The following is a 17,472-nucleotide window of genomic DNA, read 5'->3' on the forward strand; positions in this document are numbered from 1 at the left end:
GGGAACGGGTCATGATCATGTCGCTTGTTCTCCTTCTCGGACTCAGAGACAGTCCCGCTGTGACAGCCGGTGCGTGATTGAACGTACTAACACCCCCTATTGCTGTCATATCGAGCAAATCGGGACCCCCTGTTCTGATGGGCCGATCGGGTATGCAGGGCTCCTTCACGACGCTCCGACAGAAACTGAACATCCATCAAAACTGTTCTGAATGTGGGGAGTTGAAAGGCCGTTAGTCCTTGCAGGTGATCTTCTGACGTCTGCTCACCCGAGGTGGCGGTGGGGCGCCGGAAAGTGTCGGCAAGTCGCTGCTTGACATGTGGCCTGTCGTAGGTCCCAGGAGGTCGCGTGAACGGTGGCCGTCCGACGGGCACGGCCTGCCCACCGCGGCCTGGGCCGTTGAAGCCCAGCTCCGGCAGGTCGCGCAGGGCGACAAACTCCACTCCCCGGATCGGCCGCGCGTCCGCACCCTCCGCTACAGCCCCGATCTCCCTGCCGATCACGCGTGCCTCGAAGGTGACATGCACGACACATTCATCCGTGTTGTCGCACACACGCAGCAGCCGCCGACTTGAGCCTTGGCGCCGGTCTCTTCCCATATCTCCCGAACCAGCGCCTTGTGCAGAGCCTCGCCGTTCTCGACCTTTCCCCCAGGCAGGGACCAGCGCGTCGGCCCGTAGGTGTCCTGATCCAGCACAAGGAGTCGGTCGTCCTGGATAACAATGCTCGTCACGCGTGTATGCATCGGCCACGCCAGCCCTGCACACCAGGCCAGAGAAGTACACCGATCGAGCGGCCGAATTACCACGAGGCGGTGATCGCAGCCGGGGGACTGGACAGCTCCGAGTCGCCGCCCGACTCGGACTGAACCGAGCAGCCGCTCCAGAGGGCAGGACGTCACTCACACGCGCAGCGCGATCGAGCGGTCGTTTGGGGGCTCGCAGACGTTGGGCGTGCACGAGGGGTCCTTTCGCGGAGAGTGGGAGCCGCGAACCAGGCCGGTGATCCTGGCCGATTTACGGTGCGTCAGGGTGGAGCAGGGCGGACACCTGGGCGGACAGAGCGTCGATGTCCACCCGGTCGAAGCGGGTGGTGTCCACGGTCAGTACCGGCCCTGGCAGATCCAGGGGCTCGTAGCGGCCGGCCAGCAGTTCTTCGCGGAATTCGTCGATGCTCTGGTCGTCGCAGTGGCCGGGATGCCGCTCGGCGGAAGCAGAGCGGGCAGCGAAACGGTTGAGGAGGGTGACACCGTCGGTGCTGCACTGGATCTGAGCCGCTTCGGAGCCTGTGGCACCAAGGATCACGGGAGGGGCGGGCACAGGATGTCCTTCCGAGACGGTGCGACAGCGAGATCGGCCGGCATCTGTACATGCAGCCGGCCCGGCCACTGGAAGACCAGCCGGGAGGCGGGCTTGTCGAGCACGTCGCCGGGCGGCAACTGGTCGTCGGGGGTACCGGCCGGGTAGACGGTCATCGGCGGGTAGCCGGTCTCGCGCACGTACCGGTCCCAGTCCCGCACGCGCCCGGGGGAGCACCGTCTTCCCACCGCACGGTGACTTCGCCGTCGGCCAGAGGGACGGCGGGGGCGGTGCGGGCGGCGGCGACGCGGTCTCGCACGAAACCGCAGTACGTCCAGTGCTCGGTGTGCAACACGTCACCGCGCCGGACCAGGGTGAGGGAGCGGGTGTAGCCGCCCATCTCCAGCGGCACCACCAACCGTGCTCCGTCGGAGAGTTGCTCACGCCAGGCCGGCGCGATGTCCGCCGCGTTGTGGGTGATGATCACGCCGTCGAACCCGTCCGCCGTGACGTGGCCGGGTGCGCCAAGGCCGCCGTCGCCGAGGACGGCGATGACTCGGCCGCTCCCTGCTTCCGCGCACAGCCGCTTCGTGCGGTGCACCACGTACGGGTCGACGTCGACGGTCACCACGCGCCCGCGCGGTCCGAGCACGTGCGCCAGGAGCTCTGCGTTGTACCCGCCAGATACCACTTCCAGCACGGTCATGCCCGGGCCAGTTGGAGTTGCTCGATCATGTCGGTCTGCAGCCAGGCTGCTGAGGCGGAGCTGAGTGCGGTCTCGGGCGACTCCCGGACCGTCACCACGGCGAGGTCGTCGTGGTAGGCCGTCTCCAGCGGGGCCTCGGGGACGAACCGGTGCCGGGGGACCTCGCGCAGCGCGGCCTGGACTCGCAGGGAGGGCGCCCAGCCCTTGCCGATCACGATGTCCGCCATCCGCTCGCGCAGCCGGCTTGCCTCGGCCCGCTCACCGGGCACCGAGGGGACGGCGGTGGCGCACGCGTAGGAGTGGACAGGCGGCAGCCCCGGCAGCACACCGGGCCACACAGCGGTGAGGGCCTGGGCGCTGGGCGCAAAGATCACCTCGAGGGTGGCCAGGGTGGACAGGTCGTGCCACTCCCAACGCACAAAGCGGTGAGGCTCGGGCAGACCGAGTTCACCACCCCAGCTGGTGACGCGGACTACAGCGGTGATGCGGCGCACGTCCAGCCGGTCGTCGTGGAGCACGGTGATGACGTGAGCGTCCTCCACGCGCGCCGTCAGCCCGCTCTCCTCCGCCAACTCCCGCACAGCGGCAGCCGGCGCGGCTTCACCTGTTTCGATCCAGCCCCCGGGCAACTCCCACATGCCCCGGGTCGAGCGGCCCAGCAGCACCCGGCCGAACGTGTCGGTGACCACCGTCGCGGCACCGAGAACGGCCTGCGGCTCGGGCCGTAGCTTCTCCTCCGCGCTGAAGGACCCGGCCGGGCCGCGCAGGACCAGCACCGCCAGGCCCTCCGCGTCGAACCGTTCGACGTGCCCGAACCCGTCGGTGAGCGTGACGAGTTCGTTCTCGTTCAGCGCGATGTGGCGCCGTTCTTCCGCGGTGTGCTCCACGACCGGCGTGATGATGACGAGCACCCCGCCCTTCCGTAGCCGCGCGGCCAGACGGCGCAGGACACTGGCGCGATCGCGGATGAAAACGATGGACAGCCGGAAGACGATCAGGTCGTAACCGCCCGGCCTTTGCACGTCGCGTACTCGTCGACGCCGACTACCCGCGGTACCGGTGGTTCGGGATCGGGAAGGGCAGCACATGCGGTGATCGCACACGCCGAACGCCGCGGCGGGCCGTCGTTCCGCCCAGTCAATCGTGCTGTAAGAAGGTCGCCACCGCCGGGCCATACGGGCCCGGCGGTGCCACGAGCACGGGACGGGGCGGAGCGGTCTGCTTGCTGTGGCCCCGGCCCTTGTGTGGTCAGTGGACGGTGACGGCCTCAGCGGGGTCTGTCTCGTTCACGTCGGGGTGTCCTCTCGTTGGTGGTGGTCTGGGCTACTCGTCGCTGGTGTCGTCTCCTGATACCGAGCCCGCGCCCGGACCGGGCCGGCGTGGGGCGGCGGCTGGCACCACCGCCCGCCATCACCGCCCCGCCCCCGTCACTTGTCTGGTGTGCCTGCCTCCGCGACGGCCCCAGCCAGTTCGGGCTGTGCGACAGGTGCGCCGTCGTCGAGCGTGATGCGTACTGTCTGCTGGGTTCCTCTGTCGACGGTGTCGAGCTCGTTGGCGAACCGGTCGTACGCGGTGGCCGCCAGGGCCCAGTCGGCGGTGAGGAATTCGGCCTTGTCCCGGGTGTCCACAGGGCGATCAGGAGAGCGATCAGCGACCGTCCGGACAGAGCGACGCGTACGCGCCCGTCCTTGATGTCATCGACGTTGGGCGGGGTACGGAAGTGCGTCTGGTTGGTGCTCAGGCCGGTGAGGTACTCCCACGTGTCGCGGTGGCACACGAACTCCGCGAGAGCGACACCGGCCGCCTTCATCAGCCGGACACCGTGCCGCACCTCCGGCGCGAGCCCCTCGTCGGCGGGCTGCTCCTGGCGGCGGTCCTGCGAAGGGATCACCGGCCCTGACTGCGCGGCGGGTGCCGCGCCGCGGTACGCAGCCGCCGCCGCCCGCTTCAGCGCCTCCTGGCCGCCTCGCGGTGTAACGATGACGTGTCCGAGATTACGGGGAAACTCCAGATTCGGGGACCCCGGATTCCTCTGGACGGCCCACGAGCCCAGTTCAGGCAGGGTTCGCCAGGAGCCAGCCAAGCGGGCAAAGTACCTTCCCCGCAGAGGTATTCAGCGCTCGGACCAAGCCTTTCTTTCTACGCTGTCCGGTCGCATCCTAGCTGGGCAAGCACACCCCGCTGGGCGTCCGCGCCGGTCCGGCTCGGGTGCTGGCTGCGGACGTGCGAGGAGCTGTTCGGGGCCGACAGCGGTCCGCGCGTGTGCCTTGTTGACCGGCGTCAGGCCCTGCTCGACAACCGGGGCCTGCAGTCGTTGCGACTCATGACGGCGAGGAATCGGATGAGGCGTCGTCCGGGCGGCCGGTTCCGAGAGTCGTCGTGGGCTCCGCCGGGCCGGGATGGGGGCCCAAGCACTCCACGGGCTCGCAGCTCACTGAGGTCTGGGAGATGGATGCCGGGCAGTGCGTCGAGAAGGTCGGCCTCGGCGGCACGGACGCCATGAGCGGCAGCCTCGAGGCCCGAGCCAAGGGTGCGGCGGGCGACCATGATGATCACCGTAAGGGCCCGAGGTCGCGCCTCTGGTCGCGCCTCACGTCTTGCTTCCAGTCACGGCTCTGGTCGCACCGGAAGCCATCGCCGGGGACGGTTCCGCACGGCCCTGACCTGGGAGACAAGGGGGCGTTTGGTGAGCTCGCCGGACGCCGACCACTTCCCTGGCGAGCCCTCTACGTGGCGGCCCACTCGTGTGGCCGGCCCCCGCGCCACTCCACCCATGAGGGGGCATCGAGAAGGGGACCCGGGTCATCAAGCCCGGCTCGTCGCAGGCACTCGATGACGTCGACGTCGCTGTACGCGACCCCGAGGATGTGCGTCCTCCCGCCGCTGCGGACGGAGACGCGGCGGCCGCCGTCGGCACCGATGTGGTCGACGATGACGGACGGGCTCATGTTTCCACGGTGCCCCCGGCCCCGTGGGGACGCCACCGCCCATGGCAGGATCTCGGCCGCCCTTGCCCGCACGGGCGCGGGCGCCGAGGCCCGGTGCGGATGTCAGTGCTCTGCGATAGAAACTCCGGCAGTAGCGTGAACGCGAGTACGGAAGAGGGCCCACCATGGCAGACAACGCAATCTCAGATACCGCACCGGGAGAAGACGTGGCGGATACGACGCGCGGGCTGACCGGCCGCACCGGCGTCGTCGGCGGTATCGAGTCGCTGGTCCTCGACGGCCGCCGCCTGTGGTTCGGCTTCGATTTCACCTCCGACCAGGTGCTCTCTCCTCTGATCGACGACGCAGGGGCCATGGCGCGGTACGCCGCGCGGCACATGCGCCAGCGCACAGGTGCCCACGACGAGTCCTACTGGGCCCAGCTCGTCCAGGCCGCCGCGGAGAACTCATATCTGGTGCGGCACGACGAGCAGCGCACCTTCACCACGCAATCACTGGAAACAGGGGACGCCGGCCCCGCACACGGGCACCTGCTCTACCTCCTCGACGCCGCAACGGAGGACCCTGTTGACAACGACCCCGTCCACACCGGGACCGGATCCCAGGAGTCGGCCACGCAATCCGGCCTCCGGCCCGACGAAGTGACCCTCGAAGGCGAGGACGGGCAGCCGGGGACGGTACTGACCCTGAACACGGTCGGCAACTGGTCGCTTCTGTTCGCGCCCTACGCCCGCAGCGCACCAACCGCCTGACCGTTGGCTCGGACCCGCCGCTGTGTCATGGCTCGCGAGTCTCCGTACCCGGCTCGCCCATCTCGTCCTTCAGTAACTCCTTCCAGCCGATCAGCAGCGAATGGCAGGTCCGCGAGAAGCGGCCGACTGGGGGCGAACACATCCAGGGCCTTGATGTCTCGTCTCTCCAGACGGTCGTACGGGGCGATCCACCACTGAGGCCGAGGCGTCGTACGGGGCTCGGGCACGCCCAGCAGGTGCGTGCTCATCAGCACGCTGCCGGCGCTCGGACCCAGCCGCCGACGACACCGGCCTCAAAGGGGGCCGAAGAGGGGGAACACCAGGGCGAAACGCCGTGGCAGAGCCTGGTCGCCCGCCTGGTGAAGGTGGTGCTGGAGGCGAGAGCCTGGTCGCTCGCGGGGCGGGTTCACCAGCAAGCTCCACCTGAGTGCGGACGGCCACTGCCGCCCACTGTCCCTGGAGGTCACCGGTGGACAGCGGGCGGACTGCACCCAGTTCAGCCCGGTCCTGGAGAAGATCCGCATCCCCTGGACCGGCCCGGGCGTTGTCAGGTTGTTGTGGACCCTCCTCGTAGGGTGAACTTCGAGTTGGCCTGTCGAGGTCGGGGAGGGGCAGCGTGGAGGCCGGATCGGCGCCGTCGTACGAGGGGTTCCGGTTCCCGGCGGAGGTCATCGCGCATGCGGTGTGGCTGTACCACCGCTTCCCCCTCAGCTACCGCGAGGTCGAGGAACTGCTGCTCGCCCGCGGGATCACCGTCTCCTACGAGACGATCCGCCAGTGGTGCGCGTACTTTGGACCCCAGTACGCGGCCGGGCTGCGTCGCCGCCGGCCGCGGGCCGGGGACGAATGGCACCTCGACGAGGTCTTCATCAAGATCGACGGGGGTGCGGTACTACCTGTGGCGTGCCGTCGATCAGGACGGCAACGTCCTGGACATCCTCGTGCAGTCGAAGCGGGATGCGAAGGCCGCGAAGCGGTCCCTGGCCAAGCTCATGAAGAAGCAGCGCCGCGTCCCGCGGGTGCTGGTGCCCGACAAGCCCCGCTCCCACAAGGGCCTGACCAACCGGGCCGAGAACTCCCACCAGCCAACGAGACAGCGCGAACGCGCGATGAAGTACTTCCGTTCACACCGCGCCGCCCAGAAGTTCCTCGCCGCCTTCAGCCAGATCTCGCCCCACTTCCGACCCCGCCGACATCTGATGGCCGCGTCCGAGTACCGCGCCGAGATGACCACCCGCTTCACCGTCCGGAACCAGGTCGGTGGCACCGCCGACCTGCCCGCGGCAGCCCGACCATCAGGTCTCCACCCGGCCCCACCACACCCTCAACATCCCCGCCCCGAACAAGTTGACAACGCCCTCCCCGGCGCCTGCCGCTCTGAGTCGCCCTGTCCGTCATGCATGGTTCGACGTGGTGGAGGGGGCCGGTCCCGCACGGACCGGCCCCCTCCAGTTCGCCGCTAGATGCAGGCGCTCGGCTCAGGCGGTAGGGATGATTCCGAGCTGCTGGAGGACCTTCACGCCGTCGTCGAGCCCGAGTTCTTCGACGATGAGACCGTCCTGGATCTTGAGCACCGTCGTGCCGGTGAAGCGGAGCGTCTTGCCGGACGCCGCCGGCGCGGAGCCGATGGGAAGGTCATCGAAGATGATCGGCCCGGTGTGCGTGCCGCCGCCCTCCCACTGGCCGACGACGTAGTCGCCCTCGGCGATGAGGTCCGCGGTGCCCCAGAAGTTGAGATCCGGGAACGCGGTGCGGAAATTGGTCGCGAACTCGCGCACTTCGTCGCGGCCGCGCATGGGCTTGTGCAGCGAGTACTCGAACCGGATGTCCGGAGCGGCGAGTTCGTCGATGATGTCGGGGTTGAAGGGGGTGCCCCAGAACTCCGTGAACCATCGGCCGACGATGGCCTTGTTCTCCTTGAGCGACATGGGATTGTCCTTTCCATCGGTGGTCGCCACCGGTCCGCCGGCCGGCGTGGTGACATTCCGAAGACGTTGGTCGAAACCAATACGTGAGATCGGAGGTCAAGATTCACGGGGAAGGCAGGCCGGGTGCCTAAGGGTTGTCCCGTAATCCGTGGTGGATCAGTGCGCGGCGTCGGATGCGGTGCATCGCAAGGCGGAGGGACGTCCGCATACTGGATGTAGGCGGACGTCCCGACAACGCGGCGAGGTGCCGTGGCTGTCGTCGCGCGCCCGCCAGGGATTGCGGGACAGCCCTTAGTGGAATGACCGAGCGACACTTTCCGAGGGAGTCAGAGCGCATTGTTTCCGGCTTTGCGCACGTCATGAATCGAATGGATTCTCATGGCAGTCGAGGGGCCGCGGTGACGCCATCACGGATTGATCCACGTCAGGGTGTCGAACGCGATGCTGTCGGCGGGGTCGGTGATCGACAGGCCTATGCTCCCCTGACCGCGCGATGCGACGACGAGTTGGTGAGGATGAGGGACTCGGGTGGGAGCCGCACATGTCGGCGAGCATTCGCGAGGAGGGCCGCTGAACGATCACGGATCGGGGAAGTCGAAGCCTGCCGCGACCGGAATCTCCTCTTCGATGTCCAGACGTGCCCGGTCGGACCCGGTGGGGGCGTGGAGCGTCCGTGATGCCTCGGTCAGGCGGTCACCTCGATGGGGTGCAGGCCGAGGGCCTTGTAGATGGCCTCTGTCGCCGTGCCGTCTCGGACGACCACTCGGTCGATGCCCGCCTCGCGAGCGTTGCGCAGAAGTTCGATCTTGAGTACCTGCTCCACCCACGCTGCGTGGGTCGGCTCCATCCATGTCACGACGTCGCGAGCGACATCGCCGGTTGGGTCGATGACCGAGATGCCGACGGTCTCGTAGCCTCTGCACGCTACGACGACGAGGCTCTCGTCGCGGATCGTGAAGGGCATCACGTCGATGCCACCGCAGATCATGGCGGATTGGAGGAGGTCTCCGACTGCCATGCCGAGCTGAGCCGATTGGGCGCTCTTCTCCGCGAGACTCGGGAAGTAGTACGTGGCAGCGGTCGCGAGCTGCGTCTCGATCCAGTAGAGGTCGGCGTCGAAGTCGCTCAGGTCGTATTGCTTGCCCTGTCGACTGGTCATTCGTATTCCCCCTGCACGCTCATCTGTAGCAGCGGTGCCCGCGACCGCCGGGCGCGTGACGGCCGCGGGCATGCTGTGCCGACTGATGTCAGCGATGCCGGGCGATTGCCTCCCGGCACTTGGAAGACGCCGGGTCGCACAGGAACGTGAGATTGGAGCCTGGTGTCAGGCTCGCGTCAGTCCGGTCCTGGCCGCGCCGTAGGCGATGTCCGCCCACAGACGCACGAGCGCGTAGGAGCGCGTAGGAGCGCCACGGCGCCCAGGCCGCGGCAATGGTCCGCGCCTGGTCGACGGTGACGGCTCCAAGCCCCCTGCGGGCGACCAAGTCGCCGGGAGCGAAGGTGTCGGCATGCCGCATCGCGCACACTGTGAGGTAGTCCGTGGTCCAAGCAGGGCGCGACGGGCCTCGTCCGCAGTGAGCTGCGCGAACGTAAATCCGTTCGCCCACTTCTCGGCGACGGCGCGAAGTGTGCGGGTCCGCGCGCCGGTGAGGCCGACGGCTGCCTGGAGTTCCGCGTCGGGAATGGCCGAGAGATCCTGTGGTGCCGGGAGAGCTTGCAGCCCGGCTATCGGCGTCCCATAGGCGGCCACGAGCCTGCCCATGAAGGTGCGGGCCGCGGCGAGTGAGTCCTGCTGGCCGACGACCGCCGCGGCCACCGCCTCGAACTCATCGGGGTAGCCGATGAGCCGGATGCCGGGCAGGGAGGTTGGCGACGACCCCATCCTCGGCGAAGGTGATCTTCACCCGTGCAGGGCCGCCTGCGTGGTTCTGAAGCCGGGTGTAGGTGCGGCTCGGGATGTCGACTTCTTCGGCTCCTGGGATCGCGTGGGCGGCCAGCATCCGTAGAGCGATCTCAAAGTCAGTGGGGTCGTTCGGGATCAGATGCGGGAGGGTCACGATGTCCAGATTCCAGAGCTGCCCCGTCGATGCGAGCCGAGCAGATGGGTGTCGACGATGCCGATCGCCTCCATGAGCGCATACATGGTGGTCGGGCCGACGAAGGCGAATCCGCGTCGGCGCAATTCCTTTGACAACGCGATGGACTCGCCGGACGTCGTGGGGATCTCTGCGAAGGTCTGGGGGCGGGGAGTGCTCTCGGGTCGGAAGGACCACACCAGCTCGGCCAGGCCCATTTCCTCACGCAACGCGATGGTGGCGCGGGCGTTGGTGATGGTCGCCTGGATCTTCCTCCGGTTGCGCACGATGCCGACGTCGGCCATCAACCGCTCGACATCGGTCTCGGTGTACGCAGCGATCGCGTCCGGGACGAAGTCGTCGAACGCCGCACGGAATGCGGGCCGCTTGCGGAGGATCGTCGCCCAGGACAGACCCGCCTGAAATCCTTCGAGACTGACGCGCTCGTAGACGCCGCGTTCGTCCGTGACCGGCATGCCCCACTCGGTGTCGTAGTAGTCACGCAGCAGAGGGGCAACGGCTGCCCATGCGGGCCGGGCGAGCCCGTCGTCCCCGACGACGACGCCGGGGTCGGCGGTGGTGCTGCTTGCATCCTGTGTCATTCGATCACCCAGCGAGCCCGGTCATGCGCATCGTGATGTCGATCCGGCCGCGGCTGATGCCGCACCCCTCGGGGGCGGTGCCCTCGTGCACCTTGGTGACACCGTGGTAGGCCAGTCGGGCAGGTCCGCCGAAGACGAATAGGTCACCGGAGGCCAGCAGCAAGTCGGTACAGGGTTTTCCGCGGCTTTCCGTGTTGCCGAATCGGAACGTGCAGCTATCGCCGATGGACAGAGAGACGACCGGGGCGCGGGAGCTCTCGTCCTTGTCCTGGTCCATTCCCAAGCGGGCCTCCGCATCGTAGTAGTTCACCAGCGCGGTGTCGGGCGTACAGGAGTTGATCGCGGCTGCGTCGTGGCCAGTGACCTTGAGGGCATAGCGTCCCAGACGGATCATCCACTCAGGGAACGGAAGGACACGGGCGCCGTTCACGTCGGTGGCCTCCCGTGTGTACTTGTACGGTTGCCAGTGCCGGCCCAGACATACGGTGCGCACCGATATCTCGTGTCCGCGGATCTTCACGGAGCGGATGGGGACAGGGCCTTGCACCCACTCGCGGAACTGATCCACGATCCACTCCTGCTGTTCCGCGGTCAGCCAGTCAGGGACGAGGGTGACGCCCGGGGCGACCTCTCCCTTGTCACGCTCAGGGATCTCCGGAGTGAACAGCGCTGTCATCGCTTGCCCTCCGTGTGTGTGAGGTGCACGAGGGAATCGTGCGCAACGAGCCAGGAGGCGCCGTCTGCGCTTGCACCGGTCAGGCCGTCCAGATTGGTCAGGCCGACGAGTGCGAGAGTGCGCGGGTCGCCGATTCCGGCAGTCGCGAGGGTGCGTGCGGGGCTCCAGGGAGTCGACCACAACAGCCGCCGGGTCATCTGTGCCCAGCCGGTTGCCGGCCCGACCATCACCCACAGGTCGGGGTTGGCGGCGGCGAATCGTGACGCGTGGCGCAGCCAGGAGGCCCCGGTCTCGGGCCAGTTGATCACGTCGAGGGTTCCGCCTCCTATGCGATCCCAGGCCGATCTGATCAGGCGTGAGGTCGCAAGGGCGTGAGGGGTGCGGCCGGAGCCGATCACGATATTGCGGGCACGGCGGTCGCGAGCAATTCTGATGATGGTCGCGACCTCGGCATCCGTGGCCGTCAGGTCCGCGTCATAACTCGCTGCTGCCTTCAGCAAGGGGCTGGTCAGGGCTTCCATCGTTCGCCGTTCTCTCGGGCGGTCTTCCATTTCTGGTAACGGTCCTTGCAGCAGGTTCCGCAGGGGCGGAACCCGGCGGCGACCGCCGTGGCCTCGTCGGCGAAGAAGACCCGGTGCTTCACGTAGCCGCCGTGAGCGATGGCGCACAGCGCGGCGGGACAGTCGAGCCGTCCGTAGATCTGCGAGACGCGGTGACCGCCCCACAGCCCCTTGACCGCAGACCGACAGGGACGGCCGTCTGCCCCCAGCAGGGTGTACGTCTTCGTTGCGTCGCTCATGCGGCGTCATGGAAGACGAGAGCGAGGGTGTGACGTTCGCCGGACCGGATGGCGGAGACGCCGTGCCGAACCGGCGCGGCGGACCATCCGCGGGCGGACTCGACGGGTCGGTCGCGGGTGGTGAAGAGGTATCCGTGACCGTGCGGCAGCAATGTGGCCGTGCCCCGAGACTGTGCGCGCGGCCGCTGTTCCAGCAGCAGGAACTCGCCACCCGTGTGATCCACTCCGGGCTCGTTGAGGTTGATCACGACCTGCAACGGGAACACGAGGTCGCCGTACAGGTCGCGGTGCAGAGCGTTCCAGTCCTTCTCGCCGTAGTGGAGCAGGATCGCCGAGGACTTCGTCTGGCCGGCGTCGTGGCACATCTGAAGCCACTCATCAAGCGAGTCCGGCCACGATGCGGGCCGTCCGAGCTTGGCCCACCAGTCGCGGGCGATGGGAAGCAGCCGCGGGTACAGCGCCTGCTTGAGCTGCTCGATCGGTTCCGGGTACGGCGCGTTGAAGTATCGGTACTGGCCCTCACCGAAGCGGTGCCGGCCCATGTTGACGGTGCTGCGGAACAGGTCGTCCTGTTCGTACAGCTCCCTGATCTCCACGGTCTCCTCCGGGGTCAGCAGTTGTGGCAGCAGTGCGCCGCCGTACTCGTTGACCTCCGTGGTGATCGCCTTCCAGTCGCCGGACTCGACGCGGCTGTACCACCGATCCGTCTTCTTCCTGGTCACCTTCGTGGTGTTCATGCCGCGGCCTCCAGGTTCAGCAGCGTGGTTTTTGCTTCGAGTCCGCCGATGTAACCGCCGAGCGTGCCGTCGGTACGCAGCACGCGGTGGCACGGGACGACGATCGGCAGCGGGTTGGTTGCACAGGCGGTGCCCACCGCGCGGACGGCCTTGGGGTTGCCGACGAGCTCGGCCATGTCTCGGTAGCTGCGGGTCTGGCCGTACCCGATCTCGGGCAGATGCGTCTGCACGAGGCGCCGGAATCCGCGAGACAGGGACAGGTCCAGCGTCACGTCGAAGACCTGGCGGTGCTTGGCGAAGTACTCGTCGATCTCGCGAGCCACTTCGTCCAGCCGCTTCGGAGCGCGCAGGATGCGCGGGCTGAGCTTCTGGCCGAGGGCTTCCAGAACTCGATCGTGGTCCTCGCTGGCGTACGCCACGCGGACCAGCCCCTTCGAGGTGGCAGCGAGCAGCAGCTTGCCGACAGGTGAGTCGATGGTGGTGTAAGCGACATCGACGAGATCGGCTTGCTCTGCCGCCTGCTCCAGGCGGCGGTGGAGCCGACTGAGAGTGTCGGCGTCCACGGGCGTCGACAGCAGGGCCGTCACGTCGTCATCGTTGCGAATGTCGTTCATGATGATGCTCCTCTCGTGCTCGCGCCCGGATATTTCTTTCTGAGATTCTTGAGCCCGTCTGCGGCGGCTCTTCTGGCCGCCTCAACGGTGCCGCCGAGGATCTCTGCGATCTCGGCGTATGCCAGCCCCGCCACATAGCGGTAGGCGACAGCTTGGCGTTGTTTGCTCGGGAGCCCTTTCACTGCGGCCCACAGGTCAGAGTCCCCAGAGTCCGGGATGCCGCACCCTGTCGGTGCTTCCGGTACCTCGTCGACCGGTAGGGGGCTCCTCTTCGCGACGCGCAGCACGTCGATCGCCTTGCGGTGCGCGATCGTCACGAGCCATGCCTCCACGTTCGCCGTCTCAGGCAGTTCGGGATAGGCGCGCATGGCGGAGAGGAAGGTCTCCGACCATGCGTCGTCCGCGTCGTGCGGGCCGAGGACGACCCGGCAGACGCGCAGCACGGTTGCGCCGTGCTGCGCGACTACGTTCTCGAACGGTTGTTTCATGTCCATCCCATTGAAGACGTACTTGCGGTGACAAACGTGAGTCTTCCGGTCAGAACAACCGTCCGGCGCTGACCGCGGACGGCTCCTCAAGCTCCAGCAGTGCCTGCTTGCGCTTCAGCCCGCCGGCGTAGCCGGTGAGGGAACCATTGGAGCCGACGACGCGGTGGCACGGCACGAAGATGCACAGCGGGTTCGCGCCCACGGCCTGTCCGACCTGTTGCGCGAGGCTGCGGTCTCTGACCTGCTCGGCGATACGGCCGTAGGTGGTCGTGTCACCGCACTGGATGCTCTTCACGATGTCCCAGACGGCCTGCTGGAACGAGTCGCCCTCGGCGGCGAGCGGGAGATCGAACTGCCTACGTCGCCCCGCCAGGTAGTCGCGCAGCTGGCGGGCCGCTTCGTTCAGCAGCGGGTCCGTCGAGTCGGCCACCTCGGGGCCGAAGGCCTCCTGCGAGGGCCGACGGACGTGGTGTCTGAAGTACAGGCCAGCAATTGTCTGGCCCTTAGCAACGAGCGTGATCGGTCCAAGGTGGGTCTCGATCACGATGTGTCGAGTACTCATCTGCGTTTCCCTTCTCCTGGCTGGTAGACGTGCGCCGCCCGCAGAACGTGAGATGTGTCGTTGCCGATTGCCGTGCTAGCCGGGACTTGTCCGGTCGATCATGTGCGTAGCCAGATGATGAGGGCCGCCGCGGTTGCGGTTCCGAGGCAGGCGCAGCCGCGTTCGTCGTATCGGGTGGCGACGGCCCCAAGGAATCCCCGGCCGTCGACGCGCTCGCCGAGATCCTGTTTCATGGGCCGCCAGGTCCGCCTGCACGTGCTCCTGGTCGCGCAGTCCACCACCGCCCGCGCCATCGGCGGCCCGGAGATGCGCGAGAACTCCTCCACCCGCATCCTGGTCCGCTACACCCTCAACGCATGGCGCATGCTGGTCCCCGCATGTCACCCAGGCCCGCGATCCGGTGCTCGACGAATCGCGCCCGCCACCGGCCCACCGCGCGGTGTCGAACCGAGCTGAGCGGCCACATCCTTGTTCGACACCCCACTCGCGCAGGCCGGAGTGATCCGGCACCGCGGAGCCCACGCCTGCGGGGTGGAACGGCGCCGCACCCATCCCTCCAGTGCAGCCCGTTCCCCGTCCGACAAGATCGACTCAGCCTTCGGCCGCCCAGCAAGCGCCACCCCACACCCCTGTTACACATCTGAACAGAATCCCTGCTCAGAAGACTAGGGACTGTCGTCAAAGGGCCACGCCCACATGAGAAGTGAGGCGAGGATCACGGTTGCCTGGCGCCGTTGCGGCGCTTGTGGCGTCGGACCGCGCAAACTCAGACCGCAAAGCCACCGTCCACCGCCAGCTCCGCGCCCGTGACGTACCGGGCGCTCTCACCGACCAGGTACGAAACGGCGTCCGCGACCTCCGCCGCCGTGCCGTAGCGGCCGAGCGCGGTGAAGCCGCGCTGGAAGTCGGCGGAATCGCCGTCGCCCGGGTTCATGTCGGTGTCGATCGGGCCCGGGTGGACCAGGTTGACGGTGACCCCGCGCGGGCCGAGCTCCCGGGCCATGCCCTTGGTGAAGCCGCTCATCGCGGCCTTGCTGGTGGCGTAGAGCGCGCTTCCGCCGAAGGCCACGCGCTGGGCGATGCAGCTGCCGATGCTCACGATCCGTCCGCCCCCGGCCAGGTGCTCCACCGCCGCCTGGGCGTAGAGGTAGGGCGCGCGAACGTTCACCGCAAGGACCCGGTCGATCTGGTCGAGTGCCACCGCCTCGATCGGCCCGACGGCGCCGACGCCCGCGTTGTTCACCAGGATGTCCAGCCGCCCGAACCGCTCGGCGACCGCCGCCACCGCGCCGCGCACCGCCCCCGGGTCGGCGCTGTCCGCGCGGACGGCCCAACCGGTCCGCCCTATCGCGGTGATCTTGGCGACCACCTCTTCGGCCAACTCGGCCGAGCCCTGGTAGGTCAGCGCCACGTCTGCGCCGTCCTCGGCCAGCCGCAGCGCGACCGCTGCCCCGATCCCTCGGCTGCCGCCGGTCACCAGCGCCACCTTGCCGTCGAGCGTCGTCGCACCGTTCATCGTCATCTCCGTAGAACTCCTTGTTCCGGTCTTGGACACGACTCAATCGTCGACCGGAACTCCCTGCGGTTCTGGCGGTATTCAGACGTAGCGTTCAATCTTCAACAACGGGGGGCGAGGCGGCCATGGATCCGGGGCCCTTACCCCAGATTTTGGACACCGGAGGAACTTGGTGTTGCGACGACCACTTGAGCCCGGGCGGTACACGAGCCGGGCCTTCGCCGACGCCTGCCGCCTCGCCGGCGTCCGCCAGAGCATGAGCGCAGTGGGCAGCAGCGCGGACAAAGCCGCCGCGGAATCGTTCAACGCGACCTTCAAAGGGAGACGTTGAAGGGGCGAAAGGGCTGGTCGAGCGAGCGTGAGGCCCGACTCGACGCCTTACGATGACTGTCCCGCTACAGCACCCGACGCCGGCATTCCCGGCTCGGCCAGCGATCCCCGATCGCTTACGAGAACACCTTCCACTCAACATCAACTACCCTGACCCGAGCCGCATAGACGTGTTCAAGATCCGGGGTCGAGGCCCGACCTGCGGTTGAACGACAGCGAGATTGAGGCCGTCATCGAAGCACCGAGGGAAGACATCATCCTGTTCCGAGAAGTCCTCGCCCAGGTGCTCACTCACGGACGTGCGGACGCTGCACCCAAGCTTGTCGTCGTCTGACCCCACCACCGGATCCACACTGTCGAGCACGAGTTCAATCGGACGGCGTGACCGGGGACCACATGCCGAGCCACTGCTCGGCACCCCACGCCTCGAACCGCTCTACCTCGGCGAACCCCAGCTTCGCCGCGAGACGCATCGAGCCGACGTTGGCGGTCTGGGTGGTGAGCACCACCGGCTCACCGGGAAGCACGTCGGCGAGCCAGCCGAGTGCCGCCGCGCACGCCTCGGCGGCGTACCCGAATCCCCACGCCCGCGGCAGGAACAGGTAGCCGAGATCGGCCTTCCCCGCAGCAGCCGGGCGACTGTGCCCCGTTGCTCTTCTGAGCAGGATCTGGCCGATCATCGATCCGTCGAGATCAACGACGAAGCTCCCGGGCCACCGCTCGGGCACCTCAGGCGTCTCGCGCTCAAGCTCGTCACGCGGACGGGGGCCGCCGAGGTAGGTGTGCACCTCTGGCGAGGAGAGCAACTCGATGAACGCCGCACGGTCCCGGGCCTCAGGCTCACGGAGCACGAGCCTCTCGGTCCTGATCGGGGCAGGTGGCCATGCGACGGGTCCGAGCTCGGTCATACCGGCCAGCTAATCAGCAGGCTCGGCAGCGATCAAGGCTCGCGGACCGATCAACCCATCGGCCCGGGCCCCACCCTCGCCAACAGGGCCGGTCCCTACAAGCGACGCCTGCCGGGGACGAGACGCCTCCCATTCTCGGGTTCTGGCTCAACTTCTGTGGAGCTGATGGATCGGTCTTTGCCGCGACCGTGGCTTCAGGCCCTGACATGCCGATTCCCTGAGCCGGCCCCCCCTGGCTGGCTTACCTCCAGCGCCGACATCACGGAATGCGTCCCAGCGCCCAATCGCATGTCCAGGTGCTGTCGGCTCTCGGGTTCTGGCTCAGCTTCCGTGGTGCGCGTACGCAGAGTGCAGGCGGGGCGTCGGGCAGGGGCACGCCCGGTGCGAGCGTGGGCGCTGAAAGTGCCGGGCCTGCTCGCGCTTGCTGCGCAGGAAGGTGCCGGTTTTGTGCTTCAGCTGGCGGATCGGCCACCCGGTGCCACGAAAGTACGATTCAGAGCCGCGACGGAGGCCGGGGGTCCGGCTGGTTGACT

At 67.8% G+C, this 17,472-nt stretch carries 22 protein-coding genes and 1 pseudogene; 3 read left to right on the forward strand and 20 right to left on the reverse strand.

The annotated features are described in order from the left end of the window. Window positions 1-499: 499 nt before the first annotated feature. The 7 genes from ACIOHC_RS41790 to ACIOHC_RS41820 form a co-directional block, all read right to left on the reverse strand. The gene (locus ACIOHC_RS41790) at window positions 500-745 is read right to left on the reverse strand and encodes an NUDIX domain-containing protein (protein WP_351087107.1); all 246 of its coding nucleotides are present in this window, start codon (window positions 743-745) and stop codon (window positions 500-502) included. Window positions 746-1,016: 271 nt separating this feature from the next. Then, entirely contained in the window at window positions 1,017-1,319 is a 303-nt protein-coding gene (locus tag ACIOHC_RS41795) for a hypothetical protein (protein WP_351087109.1), read from the reverse strand. Continuing rightward, on the reverse strand, window positions 1,301-1,498 hold the full coding sequence (locus ACIOHC_RS41800; protein ID WP_351087111.1) for a hypothetical protein: 198 nt from the start codon (window positions 1,496-1,498) through the stop codon (window positions 1,301-1,303). Before ACIOHC_RS41800 ends, ACIOHC_RS41795 begins: the two co-directional genes overlap by 19 nt. Continuing rightward, window positions 1,471-2,004, reverse strand: coding sequence for a hypothetical protein (locus ACIOHC_RS41805; protein ID WP_401846694.1), 534 nt, complete (start codon window positions 2,002-2,004; stop codon window positions 1,471-1,473). Before ACIOHC_RS41805 ends, ACIOHC_RS41800 begins: the two co-directional genes overlap by 28 nt. Further along, window positions 2,001-3,026, reverse strand: coding sequence for an NUDIX domain-containing protein (locus ACIOHC_RS41810; protein WP_389638120.1), 1,026 nt, complete (start codon window positions 3,024-3,026; stop codon window positions 2,001-2,003). Before ACIOHC_RS41810 ends, ACIOHC_RS41805 begins: the two co-directional genes overlap by 4 nt. 405 nt (window positions 3,027-3,431) lie before the next feature. Continuing rightward, window positions 3,432-3,632, reverse strand: coding sequence for a hypothetical protein (locus ACIOHC_RS41815; protein WP_351087117.1), 201 nt, complete (start codon window positions 3,630-3,632; stop codon window positions 3,432-3,434). Window positions 3,633-4,730: 1,098 nt separating this feature from the next. Beyond that, on the reverse strand, window positions 4,731-4,952 hold the full coding sequence (locus ACIOHC_RS41820) for a hypothetical protein (RefSeq protein ID WP_389638119.1): 222 nt from the start codon (window positions 4,950-4,952) through the stop codon (window positions 4,731-4,733). A gap of 206 nt (window positions 4,953-5,158) precedes the next feature. On the opposite strand from ACIOHC_RS41820, the gene ACIOHC_RS41825 reads away from it, so the two are divergent. Continuing rightward, window positions 5,159-5,704 (forward strand): hypothetical protein, encoded by a 546-nt coding sequence (locus ACIOHC_RS41825; protein WP_389638117.1) that lies wholly within the window; start codon window positions 5,159-5,161, stop codon window positions 5,702-5,704. A 616-nt stretch (window positions 5,705-6,320) separates the two neighbouring features. Continuing rightward, a pseudogene (locus ACIOHC_RS41830) lies at window positions 6,321-6,957 on the forward strand (IS6 family transposase); the annotation flags it as partial. Between the two features lie 225 nt (window positions 6,958-7,182). Here ACIOHC_RS41830 and ACIOHC_RS41835 read toward each other — a convergent pair. The 11 genes from ACIOHC_RS41835 to ACIOHC_RS41885 all read right to left on the reverse strand — a co-directional run bounded on the left by ACIOHC_RS41835 (window position 7,183) and on the right by ACIOHC_RS41885 (window position 14,185). Then, window positions 7,183-7,632, reverse strand: coding sequence for an ester cyclase (locus ACIOHC_RS41835; RefSeq protein ID WP_351087122.1), 450 nt, complete (start codon window positions 7,630-7,632; stop codon window positions 7,183-7,185). 685 nt (window positions 7,633-8,317) lie between these two features. Next, window positions 8,318-8,791, reverse strand: coding sequence for a hypothetical protein (locus ACIOHC_RS41840; RefSeq protein ID WP_351086351.1), 474 nt, complete (start codon window positions 8,789-8,791; stop codon window positions 8,318-8,320). 165 nt (window positions 8,792-8,956) lie between these two features. Further along, window positions 8,957-9,514: a hypothetical protein gene (locus ACIOHC_RS41845; protein WP_401846697.1), complete on the reverse strand. Its 558-nt coding sequence runs from the start codon at window positions 9,512-9,514 to the stop codon at window positions 8,957-8,959. A 171-nt stretch (window positions 9,515-9,685) separates the two neighbouring features. Next, entirely contained in the window at window positions 9,686-10,309 is a 624-nt protein-coding gene (locus tag ACIOHC_RS41850; RefSeq protein ID WP_351086349.1) for a DNA-3-methyladenine glycosylase I, read from the reverse strand. 4 nt (window positions 10,310-10,313) lie between these two features. Beyond that, window positions 10,314-10,985, reverse strand: coding sequence for an alpha-ketoglutarate-dependent dioxygenase AlkB (locus ACIOHC_RS41855; protein ID WP_351086348.1), 672 nt, complete (start codon window positions 10,983-10,985; stop codon window positions 10,314-10,316). Further along, the gene (locus ACIOHC_RS41860; protein ID WP_351086346.1) at window positions 10,982-11,506 is read right to left on the reverse strand and encodes a hypothetical protein; all 525 of its coding nucleotides are present in this window, start codon (window positions 11,504-11,506) and stop codon (window positions 10,982-10,984) included. The genes ACIOHC_RS41855 and ACIOHC_RS41860 overlap by 4 nt, the downstream gene beginning before the upstream one ends. Further along, window positions 11,494-11,784, reverse strand: a complete 291-nt coding sequence (locus ACIOHC_RS41865) for an Ada metal-binding domain-containing protein (RefSeq protein ID WP_351086344.1) — start codon at window positions 11,782-11,784, stop codon at window positions 11,494-11,496. Before ACIOHC_RS41865 ends, ACIOHC_RS41860 begins: the two co-directional genes overlap by 13 nt. Next, window positions 11,781-12,521 (reverse strand): 2OG-Fe(II) oxygenase, encoded by a 741-nt coding sequence (locus ACIOHC_RS41870; protein WP_351086342.1) that lies wholly within the window; start codon window positions 12,519-12,521, stop codon window positions 11,781-11,783. The genes ACIOHC_RS41865 and ACIOHC_RS41870 overlap by 4 nt, the downstream gene beginning before the upstream one ends. Further along, window positions 12,518-13,135, reverse strand: coding sequence for a methylated-DNA--[protein]-cysteine S-methyltransferase (locus tag ACIOHC_RS41875; RefSeq protein WP_351086340.1), 618 nt, complete (start codon window positions 13,133-13,135; stop codon window positions 12,518-12,520). The genes ACIOHC_RS41870 and ACIOHC_RS41875 overlap by 4 nt, the downstream gene beginning before the upstream one ends. After that, window positions 13,132-13,623, reverse strand: coding sequence for an RNA polymerase sigma factor (locus ACIOHC_RS41880; protein WP_351086338.1), 492 nt, complete (start codon window positions 13,621-13,623; stop codon window positions 13,132-13,134). Before ACIOHC_RS41880 ends, ACIOHC_RS41875 begins: the two co-directional genes overlap by 4 nt. A 49-nt stretch (window positions 13,624-13,672) precedes the next feature. Continuing rightward, on the reverse strand, window positions 13,673-14,185 hold the full coding sequence (locus tag ACIOHC_RS41885) for a methylated-DNA--[protein]-cysteine S-methyltransferase (protein WP_365693511.1): 513 nt from the start codon (window positions 14,183-14,185) through the stop codon (window positions 13,673-13,675). 231 nt (window positions 14,186-14,416) lie between these two features. Here ACIOHC_RS41885 and ACIOHC_RS41890 point away from each other — a divergent pair, with 231 nt between their 5' ends. After that, window positions 14,417-14,641 carry a hypothetical protein gene (locus ACIOHC_RS41890; RefSeq protein ID WP_351086334.1) on the forward strand — a complete coding sequence of 75 codons (225 nt, stop codon included), beginning with the start codon at window positions 14,417-14,419 and terminating at the stop codon, window positions 14,639-14,641. 310 nt (window positions 14,642-14,951) lie between these two features. Here the strand turns inward: ACIOHC_RS41890 and ACIOHC_RS41895 are convergent, their stop codons facing one another. Then, the gene (locus tag ACIOHC_RS41895; RefSeq protein ID WP_365693509.1) at window positions 14,952-15,707 is read right to left on the reverse strand and encodes an SDR family oxidoreductase; all 756 of its coding nucleotides are present in this window, start codon (window positions 15,705-15,707) and stop codon (window positions 14,952-14,954) included. A 692-nt stretch (window positions 15,708-16,399) separates the two neighbouring features. Then, window positions 16,400-16,939 carry a GNAT family N-acetyltransferase gene (locus tag ACIOHC_RS41900; protein WP_365693507.1) on the reverse strand — a complete coding sequence of 180 codons (540 nt, stop codon included), beginning with the start codon at window positions 16,937-16,939 and terminating at the stop codon, window positions 16,400-16,402. Window positions 16,940-17,472: the final 533 nt, after the last annotated feature.

This window comes from Streptomyces sp. NPDC088252, assembly GCF_044740965.1.
Classification (GTDB): Bacteria; Actinomycetota; Actinomycetes; order Streptomycetales; family Streptomycetaceae; genus Streptomyces.

What these genes read in the sequence shown, in the direction of transcription:
- ACIOHC_RS41850 (WP_351086349.1), bottom strand. Translation starts at nt 10,309, where the DNA reads ATGACACAGGATGCAAGCAGCACCACCGCCGACCCCGGCGTCGTCGTC.
- ACIOHC_RS41880 (WP_351086338.1), bottom strand. Translation starts at nt 13,623, where the DNA reads ATGAAACAACCGTTCGAGAACGTAGTCGCGCAGCACGGCGCAACCGTG.
- ACIOHC_RS41900 (WP_365693507.1), bottom strand. Translation starts at nt 16,939, where the DNA reads ATGACCGAGCTCGGACCCGTCGCATGGCCACCTGCCCCGATCAGGACC.
- ACIOHC_RS41845 (WP_401846697.1), bottom strand. Translation starts at nt 9,514, where the DNA reads ATGGGGTCGTCGCCAACCTCCCTGCCCGGCATCCGGCTCATCGGCTAC.
- ACIOHC_RS41860 (WP_351086346.1), bottom strand. Translation starts at nt 11,506, where the DNA reads ATGGAAGCCCTGACCAGCCCCTTGCTGAAGGCAGCAGCGAGTTATGAC.
- ACIOHC_RS41840 (WP_351086351.1), bottom strand. Translation starts at nt 8,791, where the DNA reads ATGACCAGTCGACAGGGCAAGCAATACGACCTGAGCGACTTCGACGCC.
- ACIOHC_RS41790 (WP_351087107.1), bottom strand. Translation starts at nt 745, where the DNA reads ATGCATACACGCGTGACGAGCATTGTTATCCAGGACGACCGACTCCTT.
- ACIOHC_RS41870 (WP_351086342.1), bottom strand. Translation starts at nt 12,521, where the DNA reads ATGAACACCACGAAGGTGACCAGGAAGAAGACGGATCGGTGGTACAGC.
- ACIOHC_RS41890 (WP_351086334.1), top strand. Translation starts at nt 14,417, where the DNA reads ATGGGCCGCCAGGTCCGCCTGCACGTGCTCCTGGTCGCGCAGTCCACC.
- ACIOHC_RS41865 (WP_351086344.1), bottom strand. Translation starts at nt 11,784, where the DNA reads ATGAGCGACGCAACGAAGACGTACACCCTGCTGGGGGCAGACGGCCGT.
- ACIOHC_RS41835 (WP_351087122.1), bottom strand. Translation starts at nt 7,632, where the DNA reads ATGTCGCTCAAGGAGAACAAGGCCATCGTCGGCCGATGGTTCACGGAG.
- ACIOHC_RS41855 (WP_351086348.1), bottom strand. Translation starts at nt 10,985, where the DNA reads ATGACAGCGCTGTTCACTCCGGAGATCCCTGAGCGTGACAAGGGAGAG.
- ACIOHC_RS41875 (WP_351086340.1), bottom strand. Translation starts at nt 13,135, where the DNA reads ATGAACGACATTCGCAACGATGACGACGTGACGGCCCTGCTGTCGACG.
- ACIOHC_RS41805 (WP_401846694.1), bottom strand. Translation starts at nt 2,004, where the DNA reads ATGACCGTGCTGGAAGTGGTATCTGGCGGGTACAACGCAGAGCTCCTG.
- ACIOHC_RS41885 (WP_365693511.1), bottom strand. Translation starts at nt 14,185, where the DNA reads ATGAGTACTCGACACATCGTGATCGAGACCCACCTTGGACCGATCACG.
- ACIOHC_RS41820 (WP_389638119.1), bottom strand. Translation starts at nt 4,952, where the DNA reads ATGAGCCCGTCCGTCATCGTCGACCACATCGGTGCCGACGGCGGCCGC.
- ACIOHC_RS41895 (WP_365693509.1), bottom strand. Translation starts at nt 15,707, where the DNA reads ATGACGATGAACGGTGCGACGACGCTCGACGGCAAGGTGGCGCTGGTG.